Raw genomic sequence first — 26,267 nt, 5'->3', positions numbered from 1 at the left:
TTTAGCGTCGACGGCTACACAGCCCAGGCCGCAGTATTGAGATGTCCACATTGCTTGCCGTGCCTAAAAAAGAGCCGCTCGTCCTCTTCTACACGACTTTTTTCAGCAAGCCCGTCGACGTCGCGTCTATTCAATGCGATCTGCCGGGCGAATTTACCCTAGACAAGCGCAGAATTGCTGAAGCGACAGCGGTCGTCTTCCACATTCCGAACTTCCGCGAAATTGGTGACGCATGGCGATATCCGGGCCAGTACTGGATAGCCTGGTATATGGAAGCCCGCTCAAACTACAAAATCATAAAGGACCAGAAACTCATGCGGCACTTCGACTTCACGATGTCGCACGAGCGCAGCTCTGAGATTTGGTGCCCCTATTTGCCCAATTCCCGGTGGTGGGACGCGGTGCGCGCAAAGCCTATAGGCGCCAAGACAGAAGCGGCTCCGGTGGTAGCCTTCCAATCGGCGCCCTTGAACTATAGCGGCCGGCTCGATCTCTTGAAGAGCCTAGCCGAACACATCAAGATAGATTCGTACGGTCGGTATTTCCGCAACAGTACAGTCGAAGGCCCCGATCGCGGCCGCAAGACGAAGATCGAGACAGTCTCCCGCTACAAATTCTGCCTCGCATTGGAGAACTCGACCGAGACCGACTACGTCACGGAAAAGCTGTTCGATGCCTTCGACGCCGGATCAGTGCCGATCTATCTGGGCACATCGAACGTGCACGAATTCGCCCCGCCCGGCTCCTACATCAACGCTGCAGACTTCAGCAGCTATGCAGAGCTGGCAGCATATCTGAAATACCTCATCGAGACGCCCGAGGCATACGAGGCATACTTTGCCTGGCGCTCGAAACCATTACCTGACGAACTCGCCCGCCTCGTGCAGGATCGCGACCCCCCGGTGTTTTATCGACTGATGCAATTCGTGCATCAGGTGACCGACGAGCGCGGTCAGGAACGGCCCGCCGGCCGGCCGACATTGCCTTTTGGTCCGCGAGCCTACATCAGCACGCGGCTGCGAAAGTGGAGGAAGAGAGTGCCTAGCTGAGCCTGAGTTAGGGCGGAACGAACGCAAAGCGGAGCGCAGGCCTGGGATGAGGAAGGGATGGATGTGCGACCAATCCCTAGGATGTGCGATCGTCCCTGAAAGGGACCATCGACGTTCGCCGCCTCACGCGAACGGCACGGCCGTCGTGCCCTTGGGCAGTTTTGCCTCGTCATCGGGCTCGACATGGATGGTGACACGCACCGAGGGGATTTCCGCCTTCAGCGCGTCCTCGATGCGGTCGCAAATGACGTGACTGGCGCCCACCGACATGCCGGCATCGACGACCAGGTGGAACTCGATGAAGGTGGCGCGGCCGGCGATGCGTGTCTTGAGATCGTGAACCTCCAGCGCGCCCTTGCAATTGGCCGAGATGACGTCGCGGATGTGCATGTGCTCCTGTGTGTCGACGGCGCGGTCCATCAGTCCGTTCATCGACGAGCCGATCACGTGCCAGCCTTGCCACAGGATGTTCAGCGCCACGATGACCGCAAGTGCCGGGTCGAGAATTTGCCAGCCGGTCAGCACGGCGCCGACCAGGCCAATGAACACGCCGACCGAGGTCGCCACGTCGGTCATGATGTGCCTGCCGTCGGCGACCAGAGCCGGCGACTTCTCGGCACGGCCGGCACGAATCAGCGTCCAGGCCCAAAAGGCGTTGATCACCGTCGCGACGCCGTTGATTGCGAGGCCGGTCCAGGGCTGTTCGAGCGGGGCGGGATGCTGCCAGTACCACCACACTTCGTTGAGGATCAGAAGGGCTGCCAGCACGATCAGCACGCCCTCCAGAACAGCCGAGAAATATTCGGCCTTGTGGTGGCCGAACGGATGATCCTGGTCGGCCGGCTTGAAGCTGACCTGGATCGCCCAATAGGCGGCGGCCGAGGCAATGACGTTGACGATCGATTCCAGCGCGTCCGAATACAGCGCCACGGAACCGGTGACGTGCCAGGCCGCCAGCTTCAGGCCGAGCACGACGCAAGCGACGATGATCGACGAGAAGGCGAGGCTGGCGACCCTCTTCTTCGCCGTCGACTTGATTTCAGCTGTGGTCACTGGGGAAGAAATCCCAACACGAACCCCTCGGGCTAAGCCGCCTTTTCCCTGGCCTTGCGCGGCAGATGCGCAACGATGTTCTCGATGATGCGCATGCCGGCGTTGTGGCCGAGCGTCATGATCGATTCCGGGTGGAACTGCACCGCGGCGATCGGCTCCTTGTTGTGCTCGAAGGCCATTATGACGCCGTCCTCCGTCTCGGCGGTGACGATGAAGCCGTCGGGCAGGCGGACCGGATCGGCGAAGATCGAGTGGTAGCGGCCGACCGTCACCTCCTTGGGCAGGCCGGAAAAGATGATGCCCGGCTTCGACACGCGGATGCGCGACGGTTTGCCATGCATCGGCACGTGCAATTGCCGCAGCTCCCCGCCATAGGCTTCAGCCAGCGCCTGCAGGCCGAGGCAGACGCCGAAGATCGGCAGGTCGCGCGCGCGGGCCCGCTTGATGGTGGCGGCGCAGTCGAAATCCTTCGGCGTGCCGGGGCCAGGCGACAGCACGACCAGGTTTGGCTTCAGCCGGTCGAAGACTTCGTCCGGGACAGGCGTGCGCACCGTCGAGACATTGGCGCCGGTCTGGCGGAAATAATTGGCCAGCGTGTGGACGAAGGAGTCCTCGTGGTCGACGAGCAGGATGTTGACGCCGTCGCCGACGCGCGCGGTGGCGCGCTCGGTGTCGGCGGCATTGCCTGACTTGGCGTCGCGGATGGCGGAGATCATGGCGGATGCCTTCAGTTCGGTTTCGGCTTCTTCTTCCTCGGGAATGCTGTCGAAGAGCAGCGTGGCGCCGGCGCGCACCTCGGCGATGCCGTCCTTGATGCGAATGGTGCGAAGCGTCAGGCCGGTGTTCATATCACCGTTGAAATTGACCATGCCGATCGCCCCGCCATACCAGGCGCGCGGGCTCTTCTCGTTCTGCTCGATGAAGCGCATAGCCCATAATTTCGGCGCGCCGGTGACGGTGACCGCCCAGGCATGGGACAGGAACGCGTCGAAGGCGTCCATGCCTTCGCGCAGCCGTCCCTCGATGTGGTCGACGGTGTGGATCAGCCGCGAATACATCTCGATCTGGCGGCGGCCGATGACGCGCACCGAGCCTGGGTCGCAGACCCTCGACTTGTCGTTGCGGTCGACGTCCGAGCACATGGTCAGCTCGGATTCGTCCTTCTTCGAATTGAGCAATTTCAGGATCTGCTCCGAATCGGAAATGGCGTCGTCGCCGCGCTTGATCGTGCCGGAGATCGGGCAGGTCTCGACACGGCGGCCGTTGACGCGCACGAACATTTCGGGCGAGGCGCCGATCAGATATTCGCCCTCGCCGAGATTGATGAAGAAGGAATAGGGCGAGGGGTTGATGGTCTTCAGCTTGCGGGAGATGGCGGAAGGCGGCGTTTCGCAGCGCTCATAGAACATCTGGCCGGGCACCACCTCGAACAGGTCGCCGCGCTTGAAACTCTCCATCGCCTTGCGCACCAGATTGGCATATTCGCCGGGCTCATGGTCGCCGCGCGGCGGGATGCGGTCGGCGGTCTTGAACGGCTCGACGATTTCGTCGCGCGGCAATCCCTCGGTCGAAAACCCTTCGCCCGAATAGTCGTAGCGGTCGGTCCAGGCCTTGGTCGAATAGTGGTCGACGACCAGGATCTCGTCGGGCAGGAACAGCACCAGGTCGCGCTGGCTTTGCTGGCGCTCGAGCTTGTAGTCGACCGGATCGAACTGGAAGGCGAGATCGTAGCCGAAGGCGCCATAGAGGCCGAGATTGGCGTCTTCCTCCGTTTTGAACAGAGCGGTGATGGCGCGCAGCACGGTGAAGACGGAGGGAACGCGGCTGCGTTCTTCTTCGGTGAAGACACGGCCAGGCTTGGCCACATCGAGGCGGATCAGTCTCTTCGACGTCTCGGCGATCGTCACGTCGTCAAGCCCGCCGAGCGCCTTGCCGATCACCGGCAGAAGCACCTCGCCTCGGCTGTTCAGCGCCTCGATGCGCATGGCGCGGCTGCGCGCCGAGATCACCAGCGGCGGGTCGATGATGGCGGTGTCCCAGCGCGTGTAGCGGCCGGGATATTCGTAATTCGAGGAAAACACGGCGCCGCGGCGCGCATTCAGTCCGTCGATATAGCCGTCGATCGCGCCTTCATAGGGCCGGTCGTGGCGCTCGCGGGTAATCGTCACGCCACCCGCCGTGACGAAGCGCTCCGCCCCGTTCTCCAGAATTTTCGTCGTCATTGCCGTCTCCATCAGCGTCTGGGTATCAGCGTCTTGGGGCAACGGACCCGGGCATGGCTTGAAAAAACAAATGGCCGCCCGGACATTCCGTTGCGGCCACCTTCTATTTTCACGCGCACGCGTTCGAACAGGCCGCTGTCAGCGAGCCCACCACCAAACGGTCTTGATCGAGCGCATGTTCATGGCGATTCCAATAGCGGCGATTGAACGGCCGCGCAACTGGATTCAATGGAGGGCATGGAGAAGGGCATGAGCCCTCAATCCTCCAGCGTTCCCGACCTTGCATCGGCGCTCTTCCTGTCGCCGACCAGCTTCAGCAGATCTTCGCCGGCACGGATGATGCGCCGGGACCGCCGCGTCAGGATGATGCCCGCTTGCGGCGCGAACACCTGCGTGCGGCCACCGGCTTCACCCGGCGCATGGACTATGCTGGCGAGCAGTGCGCCTTTTTCCACACGGTCGCCGGGCTTCACGTCATAAAGGATCGCACCCGCCCGGGGCGCTGGCATCATGTCGATGTTCTCGAGCGGTGCGACGATACCGGTGAAAGAATTGGGGCCGGCAAGGCTGCCAGGCGCGGGCAGGGCCTGATCCACGATCACGCCGCGCGCCACCAGCAGCCGATAGAGCCCTTCGGCATCGGAAGCGGCCAGAGCGCCATCGACATCGAGCATGCCTCGATACTCGACTGTGGTGGCGACGCGCCGGTCAAACCGCGCCACATCGGCGGGGACGTTCAGATACGGCGTGATCGAGGCGCCTTCGAAGGTGCCGTCGGTGTCCTCATCCCACAGCACCACCGCGTCGACGCCCATGGCGGCCGCACAATCCGCCATTTCAGGCCACAGGCTGGTGTGGACATAGAGATAGGCGAGGCCCTCGTCGTCGCAGTGCAGGTCGAGCACGATGTCGTGGCCGATCGACAGCTGCAGCAGCCGCGTCTTCAGCCGCTGATCGGCCGTGCCAAGCGTGGTGTCCGGCAAGAGCGTCGTGTCCGGCGCCGCCAGCAGCGGAAAGCCGCGGTTGAAGTTGGTGCGCGTGCCCAAGTGGAAACGGCCCTGATGCTCGCCGAAATGATACTGGGCGCGGCCGATCGGATTGGCTTGGGGCACGACGGTGATATTGCCCTTGATGCGGCCTTCCGCTTCGGCCTTTTCGAGCATCGGCATCAGCGCATCGATGGCGACGACGCCCGGCAGTTCGCCGGCATGCAGCGCGGCCTGCAGATAGGCTGAGGTTGCTGCCTTGTCGCTGCCGTCAAAGCGGAAGGTCGGGAATTCGTAGGAAACGCCCTCGCTGTCGCCGGCGATGCGCTCGATCGATTTCTGCATGATACTCCTCCAGGAAAGAGGCCGGACACATGCCCTTTCGCCGATACGCTGTCGATTGGTCCAGTCTGCTGCGCTATGGGCGCAACTGTTGCGCGGGGTGCGTCACCAGCAGCTGGCGGTCCAACGTCTGCGACATCACTGCCACGGCGACCGCCATCAGGGCGAGCGCTGCGCCAACCAGCGGCAGATTGGCATAGGACACGCCCAGCGAAAGTGCCACGCCGCCCACCCAGGCGCCGGCGGCATTGCCGATGTTGAAGGCGCCCTGGTTCAGCGTGGCGGCGAGGTTCGGCGCTTCGGAGGCCGCTTCGACGACGCGGATCTGCAAAGGCGGCACGATGACGAAGACGAGCAGACCCCACAGGAAAACGATGAAGACGGCCACGGCTGCGATGGCGCCGAATTCGGCAAAGCCGGCGAGCAGCAGCGCCAGCATCAAAAGCGTGCCGATCACCGTCGGCATCAATTTCCAGTCGGCCAGCCTGCCGCCGATGATGTTGCCGATGGTCATGCCGCCGCCGAATAGCAGCAGCACCCAGGTCACGGTCGCGGTCGACAGGCCGGATACGTCGGTGAGATAGGGCTTTATGTAGGTGAAGACGGCAAACAGGCTGGCCGACGCCAGCGCCGAGATCAGCATCGCCAGCCAAACCTGCAGCTTGCCGAGCACGCGCACCTCGCCAAGCAGGCCGCCGCCGCTCGGTTGGGTGATGCCGGCGGGCACCAGCCAGGCAATGGCTGCGACCGAGATAAGGCCGATCCCGACCACGGCCAGGAAGGTGGCGCGCCAGCCGTAGGCTTCGCCGAGTGCTGTGCCGCCGGGAACACCAAGGATGTTGGACAGGGTCAGACCGGCGAACATCAGCGCGATGGCGCTGGCCCGCTTGTTGCGCGGCACCAGGCTGGCGGCGACGACCGAGCCGATGCCGAAGAAGGCGCCGTGACCGAAAGCGGTGAAGACGCGCGCCGCCATCAGCAGCCAATAATTGGGCGCGATCGCGCACAATAGGTTGCCGACGACGAACAGCACTGCCAGGCCAACCAGCACCGGCTTGCGCGGCATGTGTGCGGTGGCCACCGCAATCACCGGCGCGCCGAAGACGACGCCGAGCGCATAGCCGGTGACCAGCAGGCCGGCCGAGGGGATCGAGACGCCGAGGTCGGCGGCGACCTCGGGCAGCAGGCCCATGATGACGAATTCGGTGGTGCCGATACAGAAGGACGCAATGGCAAGCGCTAGGATCGGCAGGGGCATGGGAGGTCCGGACTGAATCGGTTCAAAATTGAGACTGTCGGCAGAGCTGCCCCGTGCACAAGCGCGATTGCTGCAATGCAGCATTGCAAAAATGGACAGCGGATCGCGACTGCGTTGCGCGTTTGCCGCCTGCGGTGAATGCAGAGCGGCCTATGCCAGCGGCTTCAGCTCCTGGGCGATGGTCGGCAGAAGTTCCGAGACATTGGGGTGAATATGGGTTGCCCGCGCGAGCGTGCTGACCGGCGCCTTGGCGTACATCAGGTCAAGGACGCAATGGATCGCCTCGTCGCCACCGGGACCGAGCACCGAACAGCCGAGGATTTCCTTGGTGTCGGCGTCGACCAGGATCTTCATAAAACCTTGCGTCTCGCCTTTCTCGACGGCGCGGCCGACGCGGGTCATCGGCCGCAGGCCGACCAGCGCGCGACGGCCGGACTTTCTCACCGCTGTCTCGGTCATGCCGCAGCGGCCGAGCGGCGGGTCGGTATAGAGCGCATAGGCCTCGATGCGGTCACTCACCTTGCGCGGATCGTTGTCGAGCAGATTGGCGGCGACGATCTCGTAGTCATTGTAGGAGGTGTGGGTGAAGGCGCCCTTGCCGTTGCAGTCGCCCATCGCCCAGATGCCGGGCACGCTGGTGCGCAGCTGGTCGTCGACGACAATGAAGCCGCGTTTGTCGATTTCGACGCCGGCCTTGTCGAGGCCGAGATCGTCGGTGTTGGGCGTCCGGCCCACTGCCAGCAGTACATGCGAGCCAACCGCCGGCGCCTTGCCGGCGGTGAAGGTCACGGCAATCTCATTGCCCTGCCTGGCGAAGCTGATGTCGTCGGCGCCGAGATGGACCGTGATGTCTTCGTTTTCGAGGATGGACAGGATGGCGGCCGAGACATCGTCGTCCTCGCGGGCGATCAGCCGTGGACTCTTTTCGATCACCGTGACCTCCGAGCCGAAGCGGCGGAACATCTGTGCGAATTCGAGCGAGACGTAGCTGCCGCCGACGACGACGAGATGGCGCGGCAGCTCGTCGAGATCCATCATCGACGAGTTGGTCAGGAACGATATGTCGTTGACGCCCGGCAGGTCAGGCACCGAGGCACGGCCGCCGGTGTTGAGGAATATCTTTTCGGCGCTCAGCAGGTCGTCGCCGACGCGCACCGTATTGGCGGATTCGAAACGCGCATGGCCGCGATAAAGCGTGCAATGGTCCATGCCGGCAATCCAGCTTTCGAGATTGCCGCGGGCGTCGTTCGACACCTTGTCCTTGCGTGCCTTGATCGCCCTGTAATCGACGCCGACCGGACCGGAGAGCGTCACGCCATAGTCGGCGGCGCGGCGGGCAAGATGCGCGGCATAGGCGCTGGCCACCATGGCCTTGGTCGGCATGCAGCCGGTGTTGACGCAGGTGCCGCCGACCAGTTTTCGCTCGATCAGCGCCACGCTCATGCCGGCCGCCGTCAGCCGGCCGGCGAGCGGCGGGCCGGCCTGTCCGGCGCCGATGATGATGGTGTCGAATGTCTTTGCCGTCATGCCACTGCCGCCACGATCAGCAGGCCGCCGGTGATTGCCACCGCGTCCTCGATAAGAGCGGCTGGCAGGTCCTTGCCGAGGGTGATGGCCAGGCGCTTGCGCAGCTCGGCGCCGCCCAGCGTGCCGATCACCGCGCCGATGGCGCCGGCGATCAGGCCGCCGATGGTGGCGCCGGCGGTCGCGCCGATCACAGCGCCGGTGAAGGCGCCCGAGACGATGCGCGCGCCGAACTGCTGCGGCACCTTGCGGCTCGGCGTCGACGGCAACTGATCGGCGACAAGCTCGACGATGGCAAGGACGGTGAAGATGCCGACGGCGACCCAGTGACCCATGAAAGCAGCCCAGGTGCCGGCGACCGGCAGCCAGCCGAGCCAAGCGCCCCAGGCGACGACGGCGGGCGCTGTCATGGTACGAAGGCCCGCAACGACGCCAATCAGGAGTGCGAGAATATACAGCATGATTGATCCCCTCGATGGCCGGGCTCAGGACAACCCTGCCAGAGCAGGCTAGCATAGGCGCGGCATTTGACCAGAGGCCTGCGATCTGTGGCGTTACCCGATCTTTATGGACTGTGCTTTGACACCACGTTGAAACAGCATGGCAAGGCAGGAGGACATCGCCTTGAACACAAGCGAGCGCACAAAAATGGCAGCGGGCGAGTGGTATACTTGTCTCGATCCAGAGCTGGAGGCGCTGCGGGTCATGGCGCGCGACGCGGTGTTCGAGCATAATTCGCTGCCGCCCCGGCAGCGCGGCGACATCGGACCGGCCCTGAAGTCGCTGCTCGGCGTAGTAGGCCCGGGCGCCCGGATCGAGGCGCCGTTCCACTGCGCCTATGGCTTCAACATTGTTCTCGGCGACGGCGTCTTCCTCAATGCCGGGTGCACCATCCTCGATACCGCGCCAGTCCGCATCGGCAAGGGAACGCTGCTCGGCCCCATTGTGCAGATCTATTGCGCCGAGCATCACAAGGAGGCGGCGGGTCGACAGGCAGGACTGGAGATCGCGAAGCCGGTCGAGATCGGCGACAATGCCTGGATCGGCGGCAGTGCCATCATCCTCGGCGGGATCAGCATCGGCGACGGCGCCATTGTCGGCGCCGGCGCGGTAGTGACTCGCGACGTGCCGCCAAACACCACGGTCGTCGGCAACCCGGCGCAGTCGGTCAGGCGCGGCTGAGCATGAGCGGGTATTAGAGCGAGGTAAGCCCGGTCATTTGGCAGGAGGTGGATGCAATCGTGTGTCGAGCGCAAAGGCCTCCTGGATCTTCATGGCATATGCGCCCTTCGCGACGCTCACGTCGAAGATCAGGTTCCAGCTATTCTGGGACACCGCGCTCGGAATCACCACGAACCGATGTCGTTGGAGAAGATCATCGCCGAATGCCTGTTGCCCAGAACTCGGGATGCCCGGACGCAGCCAATTAGGGTTGGGAACGGCGCCAGGGTTGACGATATGCACTTCCGTGACATCGCTGATTATCGCCGCGGTCATCACATGCGCGATCGTGTCGAGCGCCCTGAAGCCCTTATGGACTGCGACTTCGAGAATCGCAGTCGAAGGATCGATTGAGCAGTAGACTGCGCGCACGCCCCTGCTGTTCCATCGTCCGCCGACCCTGTATGCGCCCTCGCCACTGTCCCATGTAGGCGCGAACGCAGCCTGATCGAGACGCCAGCCAACGAGGTCGGAGCCGCCAAGCGCGGCCGGGAGCGGCGTCATGCATAAACGCCATATTCAAGCCGTTCGAGGTAGTCCTCTACAAGCTCGACACCCGCCGGGGTTGCCAGAAGATCGATGGGACGGCGCTGGTCGAGCCCGATCGCCGGGCGCTCCAGCCATTGCTCCGCTTCCGCTTGCGAACCGAACACATCGGTCGCTTTCGACAGGATCTCCGCGAATTTCCAGGTTCGTCCGCTCTGGTCCTGGCTGAGAGGCTTGGAAGGAGCATCCTTACGGCGCTGGTAGGTGCGCAAGCTCATGCCGACGGCCTTCTCGAGCGAATCAGTCTTCTGGATGAAGACGAGCTGCCCAAGGAGATGGTCCAGCGCCGAACCCGGCAGGCCGTGCACAAGCAGCTCATGGGCATCCAATGCGCTCCTGAGGTGCCGCGATAGAATGCGAGTGCCGCCGAGCAACCTGGCCACCTTCTGAAGTTCACTATTTTTTGCTGCTGGTGCAGTCTTTTCCAATGCCATCGCCACGGCGTGCCTCTTAGCGTCATCTGTCACTTTAATATATGACAGATGACGCAAGCCTTTTCAAGGACGGTAGGGTCGGGAGCAGAGAAAGGCAGCGCAAACCTGAAGCGATTGCCTCACCTCGGCGCGTACGCCACGCGCTCCTCCTGAGTGCTCTTAGAGAACTCTCGCCGGTACTGCGCGGGCGTGGTTCTGAGCCGCGCCGCGAAGTGCTGGCGCAGCGATGTGGCGCTGCCGAACCCGGCTTCGAAGGCAACCGTGTCCATCGATTTTTCCGTCGCTTCCAGCAGCCGCTGTGCCAGCGCGACGCGCTGGTCAATCAGCCAGTCGCCGAAGCTGGTGCCGATCGATTTTTGAAAGCGGCGCGTGAATGTCCGGCGGGTGAGGCCGGCGGCGGCGGCGACGCTGTCCAGGCTATGCGTCTCGTCCAGCGTTTTGCGCACCTTGTCGAGTGCCTGTGTGAAGCGATCCGCGTTGCCGGTCCTAGCGATGGGACGTTCTATGAACTGCGCCTGCCCGCCTTGCCGATGGGGAGAAAGCACGATCTGCCGAGCAAGCCGAAGAGCCGCCTCCGCGCCGTAGCGGGCCCGCACGATATGGAGACAGCAGTCAAGCCCGGCGGCGACGCCGGCAGATGTCATGACATCACCATTGTCGATGTAAAGCACGTCCGGGTCGACGATCATGTCGGGATAAAGCGCCTGTAGCTGCTCGGTATAGGCCCAATGCGTCGCGGCTCGCCGCCCCGAAAGCAGTCCTGTCGCCGCAACAGCGAATGTGCCGAGGCACAATCCGACAATCAATGCGCCGTTCCGGTGCGCTCGCAGCAGGGCCTCTACCAGAAACGCCGGTGGCGGATCGTCGAGGTCTCGCCAGCTTGGGACGATCACAATGTCTGCGCCATCGAGGCTGCCCAGCCCGTGCGGCGCAGTCACGGTCAACCCTGCTTCGGTATGGATAGGCCCGCTTTCGATTGCACAGATGCGGAAGTCGAAGCGCGGCAAGCCGAGCGCGGCGCGATCCTCTGCGAATACAAGGCATGGCACGGAGAGGTGGAACGGACTGATGCCATCGAAGGCGATGGCGGCAACGATCGGATCGGCCATGAGGAGCACCAATGAGGGTTAGAGCCGGATTGTCCCAATTCTTTCGAATAATGTCAATTGGGACACTTTTTGCAATCCGGCAGCAGGCCTATCCTCGACCAATCGAAGCCAAACGAGAAAGGAAAATTTGATGTCTGAACCAGTCAAAGGCAAGGCGCCACGCCGTGCCCTCGTCGTCGTCGACATCCAGAACGACTATGACGGCGGCAACCTCGCCATCCAATATCCGCCGTTTCGCGACAGCGTCGTCAACGCGGCACGAGCGATGGACGCGGCCGCCGAGGCAGGCGTCAAGGTCGTGGTCATCAAGCAGCTGGCGCCAGAAACGTCGCCGATTTTCGCCAAAGGCAGCCACGGCGCCGAATTGCATCCCGAGATATCAAGGCGTAGCCGTGACCATTACGTCGAAAAGACCTTGCCGAGCGCCTTCACCGGCACGGACCTCGAGGACTGGTTGCGCTCCAACGCCATCGATACGATCACCGTCGTCGGCTATATGACGCATAATTGCGATCTCTCGACCATCATCCACGCCGTCCACATGGGCTTTGCGGTGGAGTTCCTGTCCGACGCCACCGGCTCGGTGCCCTATGCCAACAGCGCCGGCTATGCTTCGGCCGAGGACATCCACCGCGTGGTGACTGTTATCCTGCAGTCGCGCTTCGCCGCCGTTCTCAAGACAGCCGAATGGATCGACTGCCTGAAGACCGGCACGCTGCCCGAACGCGACACGATCTACGCTTCCAACCAGCGCGCGCTGGCACGGAGCGCCGCTTAAAGCGCGTCGCGCCTGACAGGATTCATGCGACGCGCTTTAAGTTCTTGTTCTTATGCATGTCGTTATCCCAAAACCGCTGCGCACTTTTGGGCGACATGCATTGGAAATTTGTCTCGGGCAAGCAAAAGGGCGCCGTAGCGACGCTGCGCCCTTGTCATTCCGGCCTTCAAAATCTCAGAACAGGCCTTCGATCTGGCCCATCTCGTTCAGGAAGATCTTTTCCGAGGACGGCGCCTTGGGAAGACCGGGCATGGTCATGACCTCGCCGCAGATAACGACGATGAAGCCGGCGCCGGCAGACAATCTGACCTCGCGCACCGGCACGGTGTGGCCGGTCGGCGCGCCGCGCAGGTTCGGGTCGGTCGAGAACGAATATTGCGTCTTGGCCATGCAGACCGGCAGGTGGCCGTAGCCGGCGTGCTCCCAGGCGTGGAGCTGGTCGCGCACCGACTTGTCGGCGATCGCTTCGGAACCGCGATAGATGCGCTGGACGATGGTGTTGATCTTCTCGAACAGCGGCATGGCGTCGGGATAGAGCGGCGCAAACTGCGACGCGCCGGATTCGGCAAGCGCCACCACCCTGCTGGCGAGCTCCTCGATGCCGGCCGATCCGTGGGCCCAGTGCTTGCAAAGGATCGCCTCTTCGCCCATCGAGGCGACGTAGTCCTTCATCGCCTGGATTTCAGCGTCGGTGTCGGAGTAGAAATGGTTGATGGCGACGACCGCTGGCACGCCGAACTGCCTGATATTCTCGACGTGACGGCCGAGATTGGCGCAACCCTTCTTGACCGCCTCGACATTCTCCTTGCCGAGATCTTCCTTCTTGACGCCGCCGTTCATCTTCATGGCGCGCACAGTGGCGACGATGACGGCTGCCGCCGGCTTCAGGCCGGCCTTGCGGCACTTGATGTCGAAGAATTTTTCGGCGCCGAGATCGGCGCCGAAACCGGCTTCGGTGACGACATAGTCGGCGAGCTTCAGCGCCGTCGTGGTGGCGACGACCGAGTTGCAGCCATGCGCGATGTTGGCGAACGGACCGCCGTGAACGAAGGCTGGGTTGTTCTCCAGCGTCTGCACCAGGTTGGGCTGCATGGCGTCCTTGAGCAGCACGGCCATGGCGCCGTCGGCCTTGAGGTCGCGGGCGTAGACGGCCGACTTGTCGCGGCGATAGGCGACGATGATGTCGCCGAGGCGCTTTTCCAGGTCCTTCAGGTCGGTGGCGAGGCACAGGATCGCCATGACTTCCGAGGCGACGGTGATGTCGAAGCCCCCTTCGCGCGGAAAGCCGTTGGCGACGCCGCCGAGCGAGCAGATGATCTCGCGCAGCGCCCGGTCGTTCATGTCCATGACGCGGCGCCAGACGACGCGGCGGTTGTCGATGCCGAGGTCGTTGCCCCAGTAGATGTGGTTGTCGATCAGCGCCGAAAGCAGATTATGCGCCGTGGTGATGGCATGGAAATCGCCGGTGAAGTGGAGGTTCATGTCTTCCATCGGCACGACCTGCGCATAGCCGCCGCCGGCAGCACCGCCCTTGACGCCGAAATTCGGCCCGAGCGAGGCCTCGCGGATGCAGACGATCGCCTTCTTGCCGATGCGGTTGAGACCGTCGCCGAGGCCCACCGTCGTCGTCGTCTTGCCTTCGCCGGCCGGCGTCGGGTTGATGGCGGTGACGAGGATCAGCTTGCCGTCCTTGTTCGCCTTCACCGACTTGATGAACTCGGCCGAGATCTTCGCCTTGTCGTGGCCGTAAGGCAAAAGATGCTCGCTTGGAATGCCGATCTTCTGGCCAATCTCCTGGATCTGCTTCTTGTCGGCGGCGCGCGCGATCTCGATGTCGGACTTCACTTCGGCCATGGCGGCTTTCCTCTGGATTGGACGGTGGAGGGGACGGGTTTGATCAGTGTGGTCGCAAGCCTGTTCGAGACAGCCCGGCACTGCAGGCGAGGGCATGTTCTAGCCCTGTCGCTGCCATGGCGTCAACTTGCATGCAACTATGTTTCCTCTAGAGAAAGGCGGTTCTGTTTCCCGGGCGATCTGTCCCGGGTCTTCGCGCCCGGTTGTCGCGCCGTATAGAAGCCAGAGCACGCGCCGTTTTGCCGTCTCAAAACAGCCGCGGAATGCACCGAATGCGACAGGGTTCGAGCGCCGGCCTGCGCCTCGGGTAGTTGCGCTAGAATGCGCCGATCTGGTGCATCAGCCCCAAGCCGTCAAGCTGGCCGAAATGTTCGACCACGACGCCGTTCTCAAGACGATCGATGTGAATCACGCCAACCGAGACTCGATTTCCGCTCGGTTCGACGCTATGGAAGATGCCGGTGTGCGTGCCCTCAAAGCGACAGCGCGTGACCACCTTATCGGCATCGCTGACATAGTCGTCGATGACGTGATGTCCATCCGGGAATCCAACAAAGAACTCGGTCAGGGATTTGCGCCAGTCAGCGAAGCCGATCGGATTGGCGCTGCCGAGATGAACGGCGAGATCTGGAGAGACAAGACTGGACAGTTTATCCCAGTCCTGCGCGTCGATCGTGGCATAGAAATTTCGAGCAACTTCCCGGATATCCATCTCATGTCCCTCGCTGGCTGCCGCCCAGCGGTTGAACGACGACGAGACGATCAGGTTCCGGTTCCACGCGATGCGCAGCCGACCTACTGCGTCAGCACGTTGCTGATCTCGACCAGGGGCAGCGGTGATTTCAAGCCAAGACGTCTTTCACTATTGGCTTCCTTCACCGATCCAGAACGGACCTGACCTCGACGAGGTTCGATCGCACCCTAAGCACATAGAATCCCATCGTGGTGAGGTGGGTGGGCATGATCCAGCCATCCTCGCGGCCGTTGGAGATTATGAAAGGCCGTATGGCGAGCGCTGCCTTGAGCTGGCCTTCCACGCTGGTCCACAGCGGTGTGAGGCCGCGATTGTCGAGGATCTGCTGGAAGTCGTGATGCGCCGCCGTGAGGATGCCGTAATAGCCGTAGAGCTGGCCATAGGCGAACCAGAAGCGGTCGTCAGCGCGTGTGTCGAACCAGCCGCTGTTGAAGTTCTGCGAACGGTCGCGGATCATGTCCGATGTCGAGCCTATGTCGCTCGCGATCCGGTCGACGAACTGCATCAGATTGTCGGCGCGCGCGTTGAAGACAACCTCGCATTTCATCAGCCGGTCGTTGAAGGCGCGAAGGCTGGTCGCCGCCGTGCGATAGAAACTCGGCGTCGGGGTTTTCGGACCAAAGGGCCTGAGGCCGAAATACCAGGTTTCCTCGTCGAAGGTGATCGCGCCGCGCGCATCCTGCAGGTTCTGGTCGATCTGGCTGGTGCCGCGGACGCGGCCGAGTGTGTCGACGAGCTCGACCGCAGTGCGCCGGATGGCCTGATTGACCCCGCGCTGGAAGGAGGCCTTGTTGTCGAGAAACGGCGTGCGGTCCCAGTCCATCCCGAAGAACCCGAGCTTGTAGAGTATCATCGACGAGATCCAGGCGTTCTCGTTGACGTTGAAATCGATGAGATCGGCCGCGACCTGGACAATGGCCGAGTTTGTGCAGGTCTTGACCTCTCCCTCGACGCCAGCGGTTTCCCCGACGGCAGGAGGAGCGGGCTGCGCCGGGGCGGTTCCGGCCGGCTGGGTGAAATTATACGCCTCCGCATAGGCGGGATTGAAATTGCTCCAGACCTGCGTGTTCCAGATGAAGTAGCCGTAGAGGCCGACCAGCAAGAGCAGAGCGAGGCCGAGCACCGCCTTCAGGATCCAGCCGCGCTGTGTGTACCAGCGCCCAGCCCACATGAACGGCCACAGGATCACACCGATGGCGAAGCCGATACCGCGGCCGATCCACTGGAAAATCCGTGTGAAGAAATTCACGATCGGATCAAGCATGGCGATGTCACCCCCTCGTCAGTCAGCCAAGAATTCGATAAGGTTAGGCATTCAATCAGTAAGGCCGTAGAGGCGTGTGCGAAACGCCACCTTGTCTTTCAGATATGTGGTTTTCAGAACGTCCACAACATGCGATCGCCAGGCGTCGCTGAAGCCGTCATAGTCGCTGTAGAAGCCTGGTTTGTTGAAGACGTAACGCGAGACGAAATCCTGCGGCACGAAATCCGAGATCAGCTGGTTGGTCAGCCAGGCGTCGGGATGGTCGGGCTTGGCCCGGATCACCAGGAAACGCTGCTGCGGGAAGACGTCCTCAATCTTGAGCCGGCCGAGGTGAGCGATCTCGCGCTTGGCGGCGTTGAGGAAGGGAAAATTGCCGTCCCTGGTGATCAGGTCGGCATGGCCATGGATCCAGGTCTGCAGCCAGACCTTGTCGACGTCGGTCAGATTGCGATCGGGCTCGGCGTCGCGGATCAGCGCGCGCACCACCATCTCGGCGCGATGTTCGAGATAGCCTGATGTTTCGATCCATGAGGCGCGCGGCAGTTCGATGCGGCCGGTCGCGGCGAGGAACTTGAACACCTTGTCGGCATCGTTGATCGAGAGGTAGCTCACTTGCCACGGCCGCGAGCGACGGAAGCCGGGTGCTGCCGGGTCGCTGATCACCGTCGTCATGTCCGGATCGATGAACACATAGAGCCCGCCGAAATGGCTGGTCCAATAGGCGCTGTGGCGAAAGATCACCTGATCCGGCACCAGCGCGTTCTCGCGGATGTCGCCGCAGATCTTGGCAAGCTCCACCATGCGGGTGAGCATGGCGTTGTCGCGCCAGGCGTCCGGCTCCTGCTTCAACTGGTCGACGAGCTTGCCAAGTTCGGCGGCCTTGCCCAGCACGTCCTCCGCCGACAGCACCTTGAACTCGACCTGGTTGATCGACAGCAGATCCTCGATGTCGTCGACTTTTGGGACCGAATCCTCGATCTCGCCGTAGATGACATCCTTGATGGTCAGCGCGTCGATGGCGCGCTGGTTCTTCGACATGAACTCGAACATCAGCTGCGAGGTGTTGGAAAAGGCGGTGTGCACCACCGGCAGATCGATCTGCGACGGCGTCAGGATGATGAAACGGCGGTTGATCTCGTTGGGGTCGAGGTAGTTGTAGTCGCCGCATTCCTCGGCCACCTGCGGCGAGAAGCCGGTGCGGTCGATGTCGAAGCTCTTCAGCTTCGTCGGCTTCAGGCCGAAGGCGACCAAAGCCTTGTTATAACGCTGGATGAGATGCGGCTCCTCGATGGTCAACAGCCGGCCGTAGATCAGCTCGTTCTCGCGCAAAAGGTCGGATTTCTTGGCGGGGCTCATCTATCCCTTCTCCCCTTGTGGGAGAAGGTGGATCGGCGCGCCGTGCCGAGACGGTTGAGGGGTGCTGGACGGAGCGCCATCCGCGCCAAGCTGGAGCACCCCTCATCCGTCGCCTTCGGCGACACCTTCTCCCACAAGGGGAGAAGGGGGCGTCGGAGAACCTCACGCATTCCAGTTCCCCTTGGCCTTCAGCTCCTCGATCTCGCGCACCGCGCGGTCGCGCAGGCGGGTGTCGCGGATCATCTTGGTCACCGCCGCGTCGTCGGACTTGTCGGAGTAGCGGAACTCCGAGTCGGCGTAGCGGTTGACCTCCTGCATGACCATGTCCATCGAGAACGGCCCACGCAGTTCCTCGATCATCGCCTTCTTGTCGTCGTAACCCTTGTGCATGAAGACTTCCGGCTTCTCGAACCATTCGTCCGGCAGCTCGATGTCCATGGCGCGCATCTTGATCGCGTCGGTGACGTTCTTGATGGCGCGGCCGGTGAAACGCGGCTCGGCCTCCTTGATCATGTGCAGATAGGTGCCGATGTCGGCCATCGACTTCGGCGCGCCATTCTCCTTCATGTAGCGCTCGTAGACCTTCATCAGCCCGTCTTCCCTGGGCTTCTCGTGCTCTTCATAGGCTTCCATCACCGCGCGCTTGATCTCCTGGGCGGCGTAGAGCTTGTGGTCGCCAAGCGGGATCTTGTGGTTCTTGCCGGCGAGCAGCACGAAAATGTCGATATAGTCGTCGCGGCTCTGCGGCCCGTCGACCAGCCAGCGGGCGCCGGCGCGCTGGCGCAACGCGTCGTCGACGTTTTCGGGGTAGTTGGAGAACATGCCAAAGGAGCAGTTGCCGCGCACCACGGTGCCGGCACCGGCGAACGCGTCCATCAGCACACCGGTGATTTCCTGCTGGCCGGCCGAGGCGCGATCGTCGGAGCGGCGCGCCGCCACCTGATCGATGTCGTCGATGGTGCCGAAGCCGATGACGCGCGGGTTCAGCACATTGTTGATGAACTGACGGCAGTTCTGGCCCGATTTGCCCTGGTAGGAGGAGATCTGGTCGACGCCGAAATTCTCATAGGCGAAGGGATATCCGGCGACCTGGCAGTAACCGTTGACGAGACCGGCGATCATCTGGATCAGCGTCGTCTTGCCGGTGCCGGGCGCGCCGTCGCCGATGAACGTGAACAGGAAGCCGCCAAGCTCGACGAACGGGTTCAGCTCGCGCTCGAAGTCGTAAGCCATCAGCATCTTGGCGAGCTTGACCGACTGGTACTTGGCGATGTGATTGCCGACAACCTCTTCGGGCTTCTTGAAGGTCATCACCAGCGGCTTCGACCGCTTGCCCGGCGCGACGTCGAAGCCATCCAGGGTAAAGTCGTCGACGTCGATACGGATATGCGCGTTCTCGAACGGGCCGATGCCGTCGAAGCGGCCCTTTCGCGCCAAAAGCCCGTCGATGGCGACACGGGCGAAGGCGCGTGCCCGGGTCATCAGGTCGGCGTCGTCCTTCGCGCCTGATATCGCCCTGTCGAGCCCGGACACGATCGACTTCACCGCGTCCTGGGGCGTGTCGAACAAGAAGTCCGGCTCGGGCGTGTCGTTCGGCGCCTCGCCGTCGCTGTCGATCAGCTGGAACAGGTAGGAGGCGAGGCTGAAGGCCGAAATATAGGCCGAGGCCGACAGCAGCTTCTTGAATGTGGCGGCCTCGTCGCCTTCGAGCGGCGCGCGGGCGTTTTTCGCCTGCAGGCTTTCGAGGTCTGACCCTTCGGCGAAGACGTCTGATATGGCCAGGGCGATCGCCAGCCCGCGCCGGGTGCGAAACAAAAGCATGTGCTGCGCAATGCTCAGCAGCTGATCGCCGGGATGGACGGCGGCGACTGTCTTGGAAAGCTCGACCTCGCGCGTGCGCCTGACCGAGCCGACCGAGACGGTCGAGACGAAGCGGCGGTTGGTGCCGGCCAGTGCGGTGCCGGATTCACGCGACGGGTCCTCCAGCACGACGATGCGGGTGATGAAGCTCTGCGCGGTGGCGCGGTGCTTTTCGATTGCCGCTTCCGAAATGGTGGTCAGGCCGGTGTCCATGAAGGATGCTCCGCGGTTTGACGGTCAGACGTCACTGATCACCTGTCCTTTGGACAGGATGTGGACCTTGTAGCCAGAAAAGATCTTCTGCGCCTCGCCGGCGGCGTAGAGCGCCTGATAGGCTTCGTGTGGGATCAGCGCGTGGTTCTCGTAGCTCGACACGCCTTGCCGCGCGGCCTCCAGATCGTCGGTGTCGATGAAGAATTCCTGCGTCGTCTTCTCGCTTGAAAACAGACCTTTGCGGCCTGGCTTCTCGGCCTTGGAATAAACCTCCTGGATGGTCCAGGTCAGCAGCCAGGCGTTTTCCGGCTTGCGCACCTTGGCCAGAACCTCGCTCACCGTCGAATTGTTGTCGGTGATCCCTGCCGAATAGAAGGGGCCGAGCACGACGCGGCGCAGCTGCTTGGGGTGGAGCGGCTCGAAGTCCTTGTCGAGGTTGACGGCGATCGTCGCCGGCGACAGCGTGTAGGCGGAATTCTTCTCGGTGAAGTCATCGAAGCGATGGGCAAGCTCGGGATTGAGCAGCCCTTCAACGGGAAGCGGAATGTCGACCTTCTCGTTGAGCTTGCCGTTGCGGTCGACAAGCTGCTCGATCATCTCTTCGGAGGAATCCTCGACCGTCACCATGTAGACCAGCGGCAGGTTGGCGCTGCCGTCGAAGGTGGCCCAATGGACGAGGTAGTAAGGCCGCCCCGTCTTCGGATTGACCGAGACTTTTGCCGTCTGCGCCAATGTGAAGGGTCCGAAGGTCGTCTCGCTCTTGACGCCCTCCAGATAGAGCCGCTCGGCCATCGACTTCTGCAGCGCTTCGGGGAATTGCTTGTGGCGCAGGATGAAGTCGGCCATTTCCTCGCGCAACTCGTCGGGCAGCGGTATGTTGGCGAGACGCGTATCGGCCTGGCGGCGGTCGTTCTCCAGCTCGAGCAGGTTCTGGAAAACCGGAAAGCCGCTTTCGGCGCGCGAAATGCGGAACGTCTCCATGAAACCCAGCCGGTTGCGCCAGCAGGCAAAGGAGTTGTCGAGCCGCGCGATGTATTCAGCAACGATCTTGGCGACGATGCCGTGCCGGTAGAGCGGCGAGCGATCGTCGCGCATGAACACTTCGAGGCCGCTGAGCGCTGCCGTGATCGCCGAGAAATAACGCGTTGCCGCTTCGTTTTCGGGGGTCATGCAGCCAGCCCTTGGGAGGTATGCGAGCGCAGCAATTACGACTGCACGTAGTTTGCCGCATTGTGCTTCTTAAGCACGTCGTCGAAGCGGCGGGCAAAGGCATCGTCGGCCAGCTTCTTGCGGCGCTGGATGTCGGCGGTCGCCACCATGTTCTTCTCGTGCATTTCAAGGAGATCGCCAATGTGCTTCTGCGAGGCAGCACCAATGCCGGCCATGGTCTCCTCGGCGGTGTTGTCGACCTGGCTGCCAAGCGTGTTGATCTTGTGGGCGACGTCCTGCTGGGCGGCGGTCTTCAGCGAGTCTTCCAGCGCCTTGTAGAGCACGATGCGCTGCTCGGTATCGATGGTCAGCTTGTTGATCAGCGTCGACTGCGCCGCGATCTGGTTGTTGAGCGAATCGACGAAGGTCTGGAACATCGAGGTGTAGCGCTCCAGCGTCTGGCTTTCGGCCAGCAGCTCCTGCTCCTTGGCCTGCTTCTCGTTGTATTCCGTCGCCAGTTTCGAACGCTCGCCTTCAAGCTGCGTGCGTTCCTTCTGGCTGGTCGAGGCGGCGATCTTGTTCTCGATGTCGAGCAGCATCGGATTGAGCTCCTCGATGCGCTTCTGCACGGCCTCGAGGTTGGACATGGTGGTCTTGCGGCGCTCGATCACCTGCGACAGGCTGGCCTCGGAGGTCTTATAGCGCTGGTCGAGAACCTGCTTCTGCGCCTTGAGGATGCCGACGATGGTATCGGACTTCGCCAGAAGCTCCTGCAGATTGCCGGCCAGCGACATGTTGCGGACACGGTCGGTGCGCATGCGCTGCTTGCTCTGACTGGAAAATATGCCGATGAAGCTTTCCCAGCCGGTGTAGTTCTTCATGCTCTCGAATTCGGCGCCGAAGACGTTGGTGGCGTCCTCCAGTCCGATGATCAGGTCGGCGATGTTGCCTTCCATCACCTTCTGCTGCTTCAGCACATCCTCGATGCGGGCGTTCTCGAGGTCGAAATTGGCGTCGCCGATCTTCTTGTCGGTCTTGGCGAGCGTGTCGAGCACCGTGCCGGACTGCTCGATTTTCATGCGCATGTCCTGCACGACCTGCTTGGTCTTGGCAATTTCGGCATCGAAATTCTGCAATGTCGCCATAGGGGCCTCCCGCTTCGGCATCTGTTTCGTGTCGCGAACCGCCGCGAATATATGTGTGGCATGGGGGGAAGGGAAGGTGGAAGATTAGCAGGCCGATAAAGGATGGCGCCGAAGCCTGAAACAAAAAACCCGCCTCGCGGCGGGTGGTTGGCGCAATCAGCACCATGCCCAAATCAATAGCATATCTGCCGTCACAAAGCAACCAATCGCGTTTCTTCACGGTCGACAGGCTGCCACTGGACATTTGGTCAGCCGACGCGACAATGGCGCATGGAACCTGGCTGGGCGGCGCCTTGAACTTCGGCAATGGACTGAAACAATTCCGGCGGCGGCTGCGCGCGCAAGTGCGTGGCCTGATGCGGTCAAGGATGCCCGTCGCCATGATCACCGGTTCCGTCGGCAAGAGCACGACGAGCCGGATGCTGGCACGTATTCTCGAATGTCAGGGGCATGTCGTCGGCCTGACGACGACCGACGGCATTTATGTCGGCAGACAGATGATCCAGAGTGGCGACCGCGCTGGCTACAGCGGCGCGCGCACTGTGCTCGCCAGGCCCGACGTGACCGCCGCGGTTCTGGAGACGGCGCGCGGCGGCCTTAACCGGCGAGGGCTTTACCTCGGACGTTGCGACGTGGCGGCACTGCTCAACGTGCAGGACGAGCAGATCGGCATGGACGGCATCGAAACCGTTGCCGATATGGCCAGGCTGAAACGCAAGGTGACAGACGCCGCTCGGCGCGTCGTGCTTGGTGCTGATGACCCGTCGTGCCGTTTGCTGGCGGAGCAATATCGCCCGGGCCGGGTCACGCTGTTCGGCTTCGAGACACAAGACGATCTGGTCAGGCGTCACATTGCTGGAGGTCACGTCGCTTTCGTGGTCGAACATGAAGCGGGCCGCGAATGGATCGTTCGCCGCCAGGGCGACGCACGCCATTTGGTCGTCGACGCCTGGCAACTGCCTTCCTCGATGAACGGAGCCCTGCGCCACAACATAGCCAACGCAATGGCTGCGGCCGCACTTGCCGACGCCCTCGGCGTCCCTTTGGCCGTCATTGCCGAGGCGCTGCTTTCGCTATCGAATTCGGCAGAAGATTTGCCCAGCCGGTTCAACATTTTTGACCAGTATCCGTTCCGGATCGTGGTTGACCGGGCCAACAGTCCGCCCGCCACGCGGGCTTTGGTTGCGGCAGTGGCCCGAATCCCGGTTTCGGGCCGGCGTCTTTGCATGGTCAGCTGCTGGGGCAATCGCCCAGGGTTCAACTACGAACGGGTCGCCGCTGCGATCACGCCGGGATTCGACATTTTCATATGCTACGAAGAGCCGATCTTCCGGCGCGGACGGCCGCCAGCCAAGATTGTCGAGTTGCTCAAGGCAGGTCTGATGAACTGCGGCGTGGCGGAAACCCGGATCCACAACGCCGGCAGTTACGAGGAAGGGCTGCGGCTGGCGGCCAGCCTCGCCACGGCGGACGATCTCCTGCTGGTGCTCGGCGCGCATGTCGGCGACATCAAGCCGGTCATGGACGACGTCTTCGGCCCAGTCAGGTTGAAGGACGACGCGGGAAGGGCGTGAAGCGCCGCCAGAGGCTCGCGCGTTTTCGTACCGCGCGCAGTTCATCTTTCTCGGCTGCGCGTATCTCCCGATGTTGCTCGAATGGAATCAGGTATTTCCCGCACTCCAGACAGCTTCTGGGATATCCGCAAACCGGCTCCCAGCAGCGAACATCGTGGTCTGCGGCAAGGGCTATGCGTTCGAGATGCAGATTGCGTGAGCCTTTGACCAGAATGACTTCGTCCGGCCGTTGCGTGGCCCTGACGTGCTCGGCGACTTGGCGGACCGAGCGCATTTCGAGGAAGCGGCCACTGTCGCGATCCTCTTGTGCCGCACCGGAGCGATGGGCATGCTCGCCGACGAAGACAATCTGGTCGCAAATCGCGCGCGCGGCGCGATAGGCGCTGCCGTAGGCCTTTGCCGGCTTGCCGGCATAGTCGGCGATATGACCAAGCACCACGCGCTTGTAACCGGCATCGGCATGCCCAAGCATGTCGAAGGCCAGCCCGAGCGAATGAAATGGCGTCTTCGCCGTGTCGACAAAGAACGTCGGCCCCTCACGCACCTGCCATACGCCGCACCGGGTCGGCATCGGCTCGAAGGTAGAGACCCTTTCGGCGATAATCCTGGCATCGACCCCGAGCTCAAGCGCCGCCGCAGCCGCTGCCGCCACGGCAAGCCAGAAATGTTCGGCGATGAGGCGTGTCCTGAGCGCAAGTGCGCCGCCTGGCCAGTGTATCGTCATGCTCAGTCGCTGGGGATAGGCGGCATGAATGTCGCATGCGCGGTATCGGGCGCGCTCCGAGCGGCCGAAGGTCACGGACGGCGCAACGGTGTTCAGTGCCATCGCCGCGATAAGATCATCGTCGACGTTCAGGATGGCGAGGCCGTCCGGTGCCAGCGACTCGACCAGCGCCTGTTTCTCTGCGGCGACAGCAGCTCTGCCGCCGAATGCCGAATGGTGCTCGTCGGCAATCAGCGTCATGATGGCGATGTCGGGTTTCAGAACCGAAGCCATCCGCGCCATGTCCCCCTTGGCCATGACCCCTAGTTCCATCACCGCATAGGCTGAATTTCGCGGCAAGCGCCAAAGCTTTTCGATCAGCCGGTTGAATGTGTTGCTCACCGTCAATTTGTGGACGGAACCGCTGCCTTCAAGGATATGAGCCAGAAGCTCCGCCGTCGTGGTCTTGGCCGAACTGCCGGTGATGCCGATCACGGTGGCTTTCGTTCGTCGACGGCGCAAGCGCGCCATCGCTACGCGATATTTGCCCTTCAGTCGCCGCAAATTGGATCGCAAAGGTCCGGCGCGGTCGAGACCGAGCAGGCGTTTTGCTCGTGCGGAAAGTTGCTCCATCTTGTCGACGCTTCCCCCCTGCGGCCCGGCGGGACGACCGGACAGGCGTTCATCTTCTACCTTGTCCACAGCCCGTTGCAACGTTGCGCCAGAGGGAGTCTGCACCGGCGTTGCCAATGTGAGGTTATGGCTTGGCGGCCGGCCTTCACAAACGCCGCATGATGGCGGGATTGCGGAAGGGCCGATGCTCAATCCGGCAGCCGCGCCGACAGGTCGTCGACGGCCTGCAGGATCGTCCGTTCGATCGCCGCGAAGGAATGCCTGTCGCGCGCGAACGCCCGCCCCGCGGCGGCCATCTTAGCGGCCTTTTGCGGCTCTGCGGCGAAGGTCACGATTGTCGCGGCAAGCTCGCCGGCATCGCTGCCGGACAGAAAGTGCGTGCCTGCTTCCAGGCCGAGCCCCTCGACGGCCTTTTTCGTGGCGCAGACGACCAGTCCTGCGGCCATCGCCTCCAGCACCTTGATGCGGGTTCCGCCACCGAACCTCAGCGGGATCGGCGCATAGCCGGCGGCGGCCAGCAGGTCCGGCAGGCGCGGTGGGTTTTCGACGAGATTGAGCCCGTGCTTAGCGCAGTAGTGGCGCACGATTCCCCGCGGGTTCTTGCCGGCGACGGTGATCGACCAGTCGCGGCCGGACGCCGCAAAGCGCGGCACCATCTTGCGACCGATCTGCTTGACCGCGTCGATGTTGGGGAAGTAACCGAGGTGGCCGATAAAGCAGAGGCGGATTTCCTGGTATCGCCAGTCGGCAATCGGCAGGGAAAGCACGGTCTCGTCGGGGATGGGATTGGCGATCACCTTGACGAAGTCAGGGGCAGGGGCCGGTCCCAGTGCCAGCGTCGCCCGGTCCGCTTCGGAGCAGACCCAGACCTGGTCGGCCGTCTTCGCGGCGAGGATATCGGCTTCGCGTGCCTGGGCAATCTTGGCCCGATGCTCGCGAAAACGCCGCAGACGCTGCCACAAGGACAGCGCGCCGATGCGGTCCGCCAGCGTGCGCGAATCGATGTTGTGCAGGTCGACGACGGTCCGACCGCCATGCTCCGGGGCCAACGCCAGCAATTGCGAAAGCGCGATGTCTTCGACCACGACGAGGTCGGGCGCGAAATTTTTCCAGATCGCGGCCGCTTCGGCCAGTTCGTCGGCCGGGATCAAATGCACGGTCGGATGAGCGCTGCGCTTCTGCCAGGGGCCGCGACCGCGGGCCGCCTCGATGATCCGGTGCCGGATGTTGGACGGCGGGG

The 26,267-nt window shown here is 62.7% G+C and carries 22 protein-coding genes; 4 read left to right on the top strand and 18 right to left on the bottom strand.

What is annotated here, in order from left to right; translation table 11 throughout:
* Positions 1 to 41: 41 nt before the first annotated feature.
* Entirely contained in the window at positions 42 to 1,049 is a 1,008-nt protein-coding gene (locus EOC94_RS21120) for a glycosyltransferase family 10 (protein WP_245465616.1), read from the top strand.
* A gap of 123 nt (positions 1,050 to 1,172) precedes the next feature.
* Here the strand turns inward: EOC94_RS21120 and EOC94_RS21115 are convergent, their stop codons facing one another.
* The 6 genes from EOC94_RS21115 to EOC94_RS21090 form a co-directional block, all read right to left on the bottom strand.
* Complete coding sequence (locus tag EOC94_RS21115) at positions 1,173 to 2,087, bottom strand: cation diffusion facilitator family transporter (RefSeq protein WP_185928299.1); 915 nt, start codon at positions 2,085 to 2,087, stop codon at positions 1,173 to 1,175.
* Between the two features lie 47 nt (positions 2,088 to 2,134).
* A complete protein-coding gene (locus EOC94_RS21110) occupies positions 2,135 to 4,324 on the bottom strand; it encodes an anthranilate synthase (RefSeq protein WP_127293221.1) in 2,190 nt (729 codons plus the stop codon).
* Between the two features lie 257 nt (positions 4,325 to 4,581).
* Positions 4,582 to 5,655 carry a succinylglutamate desuccinylase/aspartoacylase family protein gene (locus EOC94_RS21105; protein ID WP_127293220.1) on the bottom strand — a complete coding sequence of 358 codons (1,074 nt, stop codon included), beginning with the start codon at positions 5,653 to 5,655 and terminating at the stop codon, positions 4,582 to 4,584.
* A gap of 73 nt (positions 5,656 to 5,728) precedes the next feature.
* Positions 5,729 to 6,910 carry an MFS transporter gene (locus tag EOC94_RS21100; protein ID WP_127293218.1) on the bottom strand — a complete coding sequence of 394 codons (1,182 nt, stop codon included), beginning with the start codon at positions 6,908 to 6,910 and terminating at the stop codon, positions 5,729 to 5,731.
* 150 nt (positions 6,911 to 7,060) lie between these two features.
* Positions 7,061 to 8,437 carry an FAD-containing oxidoreductase gene (locus EOC94_RS21095; RefSeq protein ID WP_127293216.1) on the bottom strand — a complete coding sequence of 459 codons (1,377 nt, stop codon included), beginning with the start codon at positions 8,435 to 8,437 and terminating at the stop codon, positions 7,061 to 7,063.
* On the bottom strand, positions 8,434 to 8,895 hold the full coding sequence (locus EOC94_RS21090) for a DUF4126 domain-containing protein (RefSeq protein WP_127293214.1): 462 nt from the start codon (positions 8,893 to 8,895) through the stop codon (positions 8,434 to 8,436). The genes EOC94_RS21095 and EOC94_RS21090 overlap by 4 nt, the downstream gene beginning before the upstream one ends.
* A 163-nt stretch (positions 8,896 to 9,058) precedes the next feature.
* On the opposite strand from EOC94_RS21090, the gene EOC94_RS21085 reads away from it, so the two are divergent.
* The gene (locus tag EOC94_RS21085; RefSeq protein WP_127293212.1) at positions 9,059 to 9,616 is read left to right on the top strand and encodes a sugar O-acetyltransferase; all 558 of its coding nucleotides are present in this window, start codon (positions 9,059 to 9,061) and stop codon (positions 9,614 to 9,616) included.
* Between the two features lie 33 nt (positions 9,617 to 9,649).
* Here the strand turns inward: EOC94_RS21085 and EOC94_RS21080 are convergent, their stop codons facing one another.
* The 3 genes from EOC94_RS21080 to EOC94_RS21070 form a co-directional block, all read right to left on the bottom strand.
* Positions 9,650 to 10,159, bottom strand: coding sequence for an RES domain-containing protein (locus EOC94_RS21080; protein ID WP_127204906.1), 510 nt, complete (start codon positions 10,157 to 10,159; stop codon positions 9,650 to 9,652).
* Positions 10,156 to 10,641, bottom strand: coding sequence for an antitoxin Xre/MbcA/ParS toxin-binding domain-containing protein (locus tag EOC94_RS21075; RefSeq protein ID WP_127204918.1), 486 nt, complete (start codon positions 10,639 to 10,641; stop codon positions 10,156 to 10,158). Before EOC94_RS21075 ends, EOC94_RS21080 begins: the two co-directional genes overlap by 4 nt.
* Before the next feature lie 113 nt (positions 10,642 to 10,754).
* On the bottom strand, positions 10,755 to 11,744 hold the full coding sequence (locus EOC94_RS21070; protein ID WP_126105231.1) for a helix-turn-helix domain-containing protein: 990 nt from the start codon (positions 11,742 to 11,744) through the stop codon (positions 10,755 to 10,757).
* 130 nt (positions 11,745 to 11,874) lie between these two features.
* Between EOC94_RS21070 and EOC94_RS21065 the strand changes: the two genes are divergently transcribed.
* Positions 11,875 to 12,522, top strand: coding sequence for a cysteine hydrolase family protein (locus EOC94_RS21065; protein WP_127293210.1), 648 nt, complete (start codon positions 11,875 to 11,877; stop codon positions 12,520 to 12,522).
* A 174-nt stretch (positions 12,523 to 12,696) separates the two neighbouring features.
* On the opposite strand, the gene EOC94_RS21060 is transcribed toward EOC94_RS21065, so the two are convergent.
* The 7 genes from EOC94_RS21060 to EOC94_RS21025 form a co-directional block, all read right to left on the bottom strand.
* Positions 12,697 to 14,376, bottom strand: a complete 1,680-nt coding sequence (locus EOC94_RS21060; protein ID WP_095484189.1) for a formate--tetrahydrofolate ligase — start codon at positions 14,374 to 14,376, stop codon at positions 12,697 to 12,699.
* Positions 14,377 to 14,692: 316 nt separating this feature from the next.
* Positions 14,693 to 15,088, bottom strand: a complete 396-nt coding sequence (locus EOC94_RS21055) for an ester cyclase (protein ID WP_127293208.1) — start codon at positions 15,086 to 15,088, stop codon at positions 14,693 to 14,695.
* 163 nt (positions 15,089 to 15,251) lie between these two features.
* Positions 15,252 to 16,394, bottom strand: a complete 1,143-nt coding sequence (locus tag EOC94_RS21050) for a DUF2333 family protein (RefSeq protein ID WP_127293206.1) — start codon at positions 16,392 to 16,394, stop codon at positions 15,252 to 15,254.
* A gap of 51 nt (positions 16,395 to 16,445) precedes the next feature.
* Entirely contained in the window at positions 16,446 to 17,750 is a 1,305-nt protein-coding gene (locus tag EOC94_RS21045; protein WP_127293204.1) for a DUF6638 family protein, read from the bottom strand.
* A gap of 162 nt (positions 17,751 to 17,912) precedes the next feature.
* Positions 17,913 to 19,823, bottom strand: a complete 1,911-nt coding sequence (locus EOC94_RS21035) for an ATP-binding protein (RefSeq protein WP_127293200.1) — start codon at positions 19,821 to 19,823, stop codon at positions 17,913 to 17,915.
* Positions 19,824 to 19,847: 24 nt separating this feature from the next.
* Positions 19,848 to 20,993, bottom strand: coding sequence for a hypothetical protein (locus tag EOC94_RS21030; protein WP_127293198.1), 1,146 nt, complete (start codon positions 20,991 to 20,993; stop codon positions 19,848 to 19,850).
* 35 nt (positions 20,994 to 21,028) lie between these two features.
* Positions 21,029 to 22,117, bottom strand: a complete 1,089-nt coding sequence (locus tag EOC94_RS21025) for a hypothetical protein (protein ID WP_127293196.1) — start codon at positions 22,115 to 22,117, stop codon at positions 21,029 to 21,031.
* 263 nt (positions 22,118 to 22,380) lie between these two features.
* Here EOC94_RS21025 and EOC94_RS21020 point away from each other — a divergent pair, with 263 nt between their 5' ends.
* Positions 22,381 to 23,691, top strand: coding sequence for a Mur ligase family protein (locus EOC94_RS21020; RefSeq protein ID WP_185928293.1), 1,311 nt, complete (start codon positions 22,381 to 22,383; stop codon positions 23,689 to 23,691).
* Here EOC94_RS21020 and EOC94_RS21015 read toward each other — a convergent pair.
* Positions 23,660 to 25,027, bottom strand: coding sequence for a Mur ligase family protein (locus EOC94_RS21015; RefSeq protein WP_127293192.1), 1,368 nt, complete (start codon positions 25,025 to 25,027; stop codon positions 23,660 to 23,662). The genes EOC94_RS21020 and EOC94_RS21015 overlap by 32 nt on opposite strands.
* Positions 25,028 to 25,215: 188 nt before the next feature.
* Positions 25,216 to 26,267, bottom strand: a 1,052-nt coding sequence (locus tag EOC94_RS21010; RefSeq protein WP_127293344.1) for a glycosyltransferase, incomplete at its 5' end; no start/stop codon positions are given.

The organism is Mesorhizobium sp. M6A.T.Ce.TU.016.01.1.1 (genome assembly GCF_003997065.1).
GTDB lineage: Bacteria > Pseudomonadota > Alphaproteobacteria > Rhizobiales > Rhizobiaceae > Mesorhizobium > Mesorhizobium mediterraneum.
This window is presented reverse-complemented; position numbering and strand designations above follow the sequence as displayed.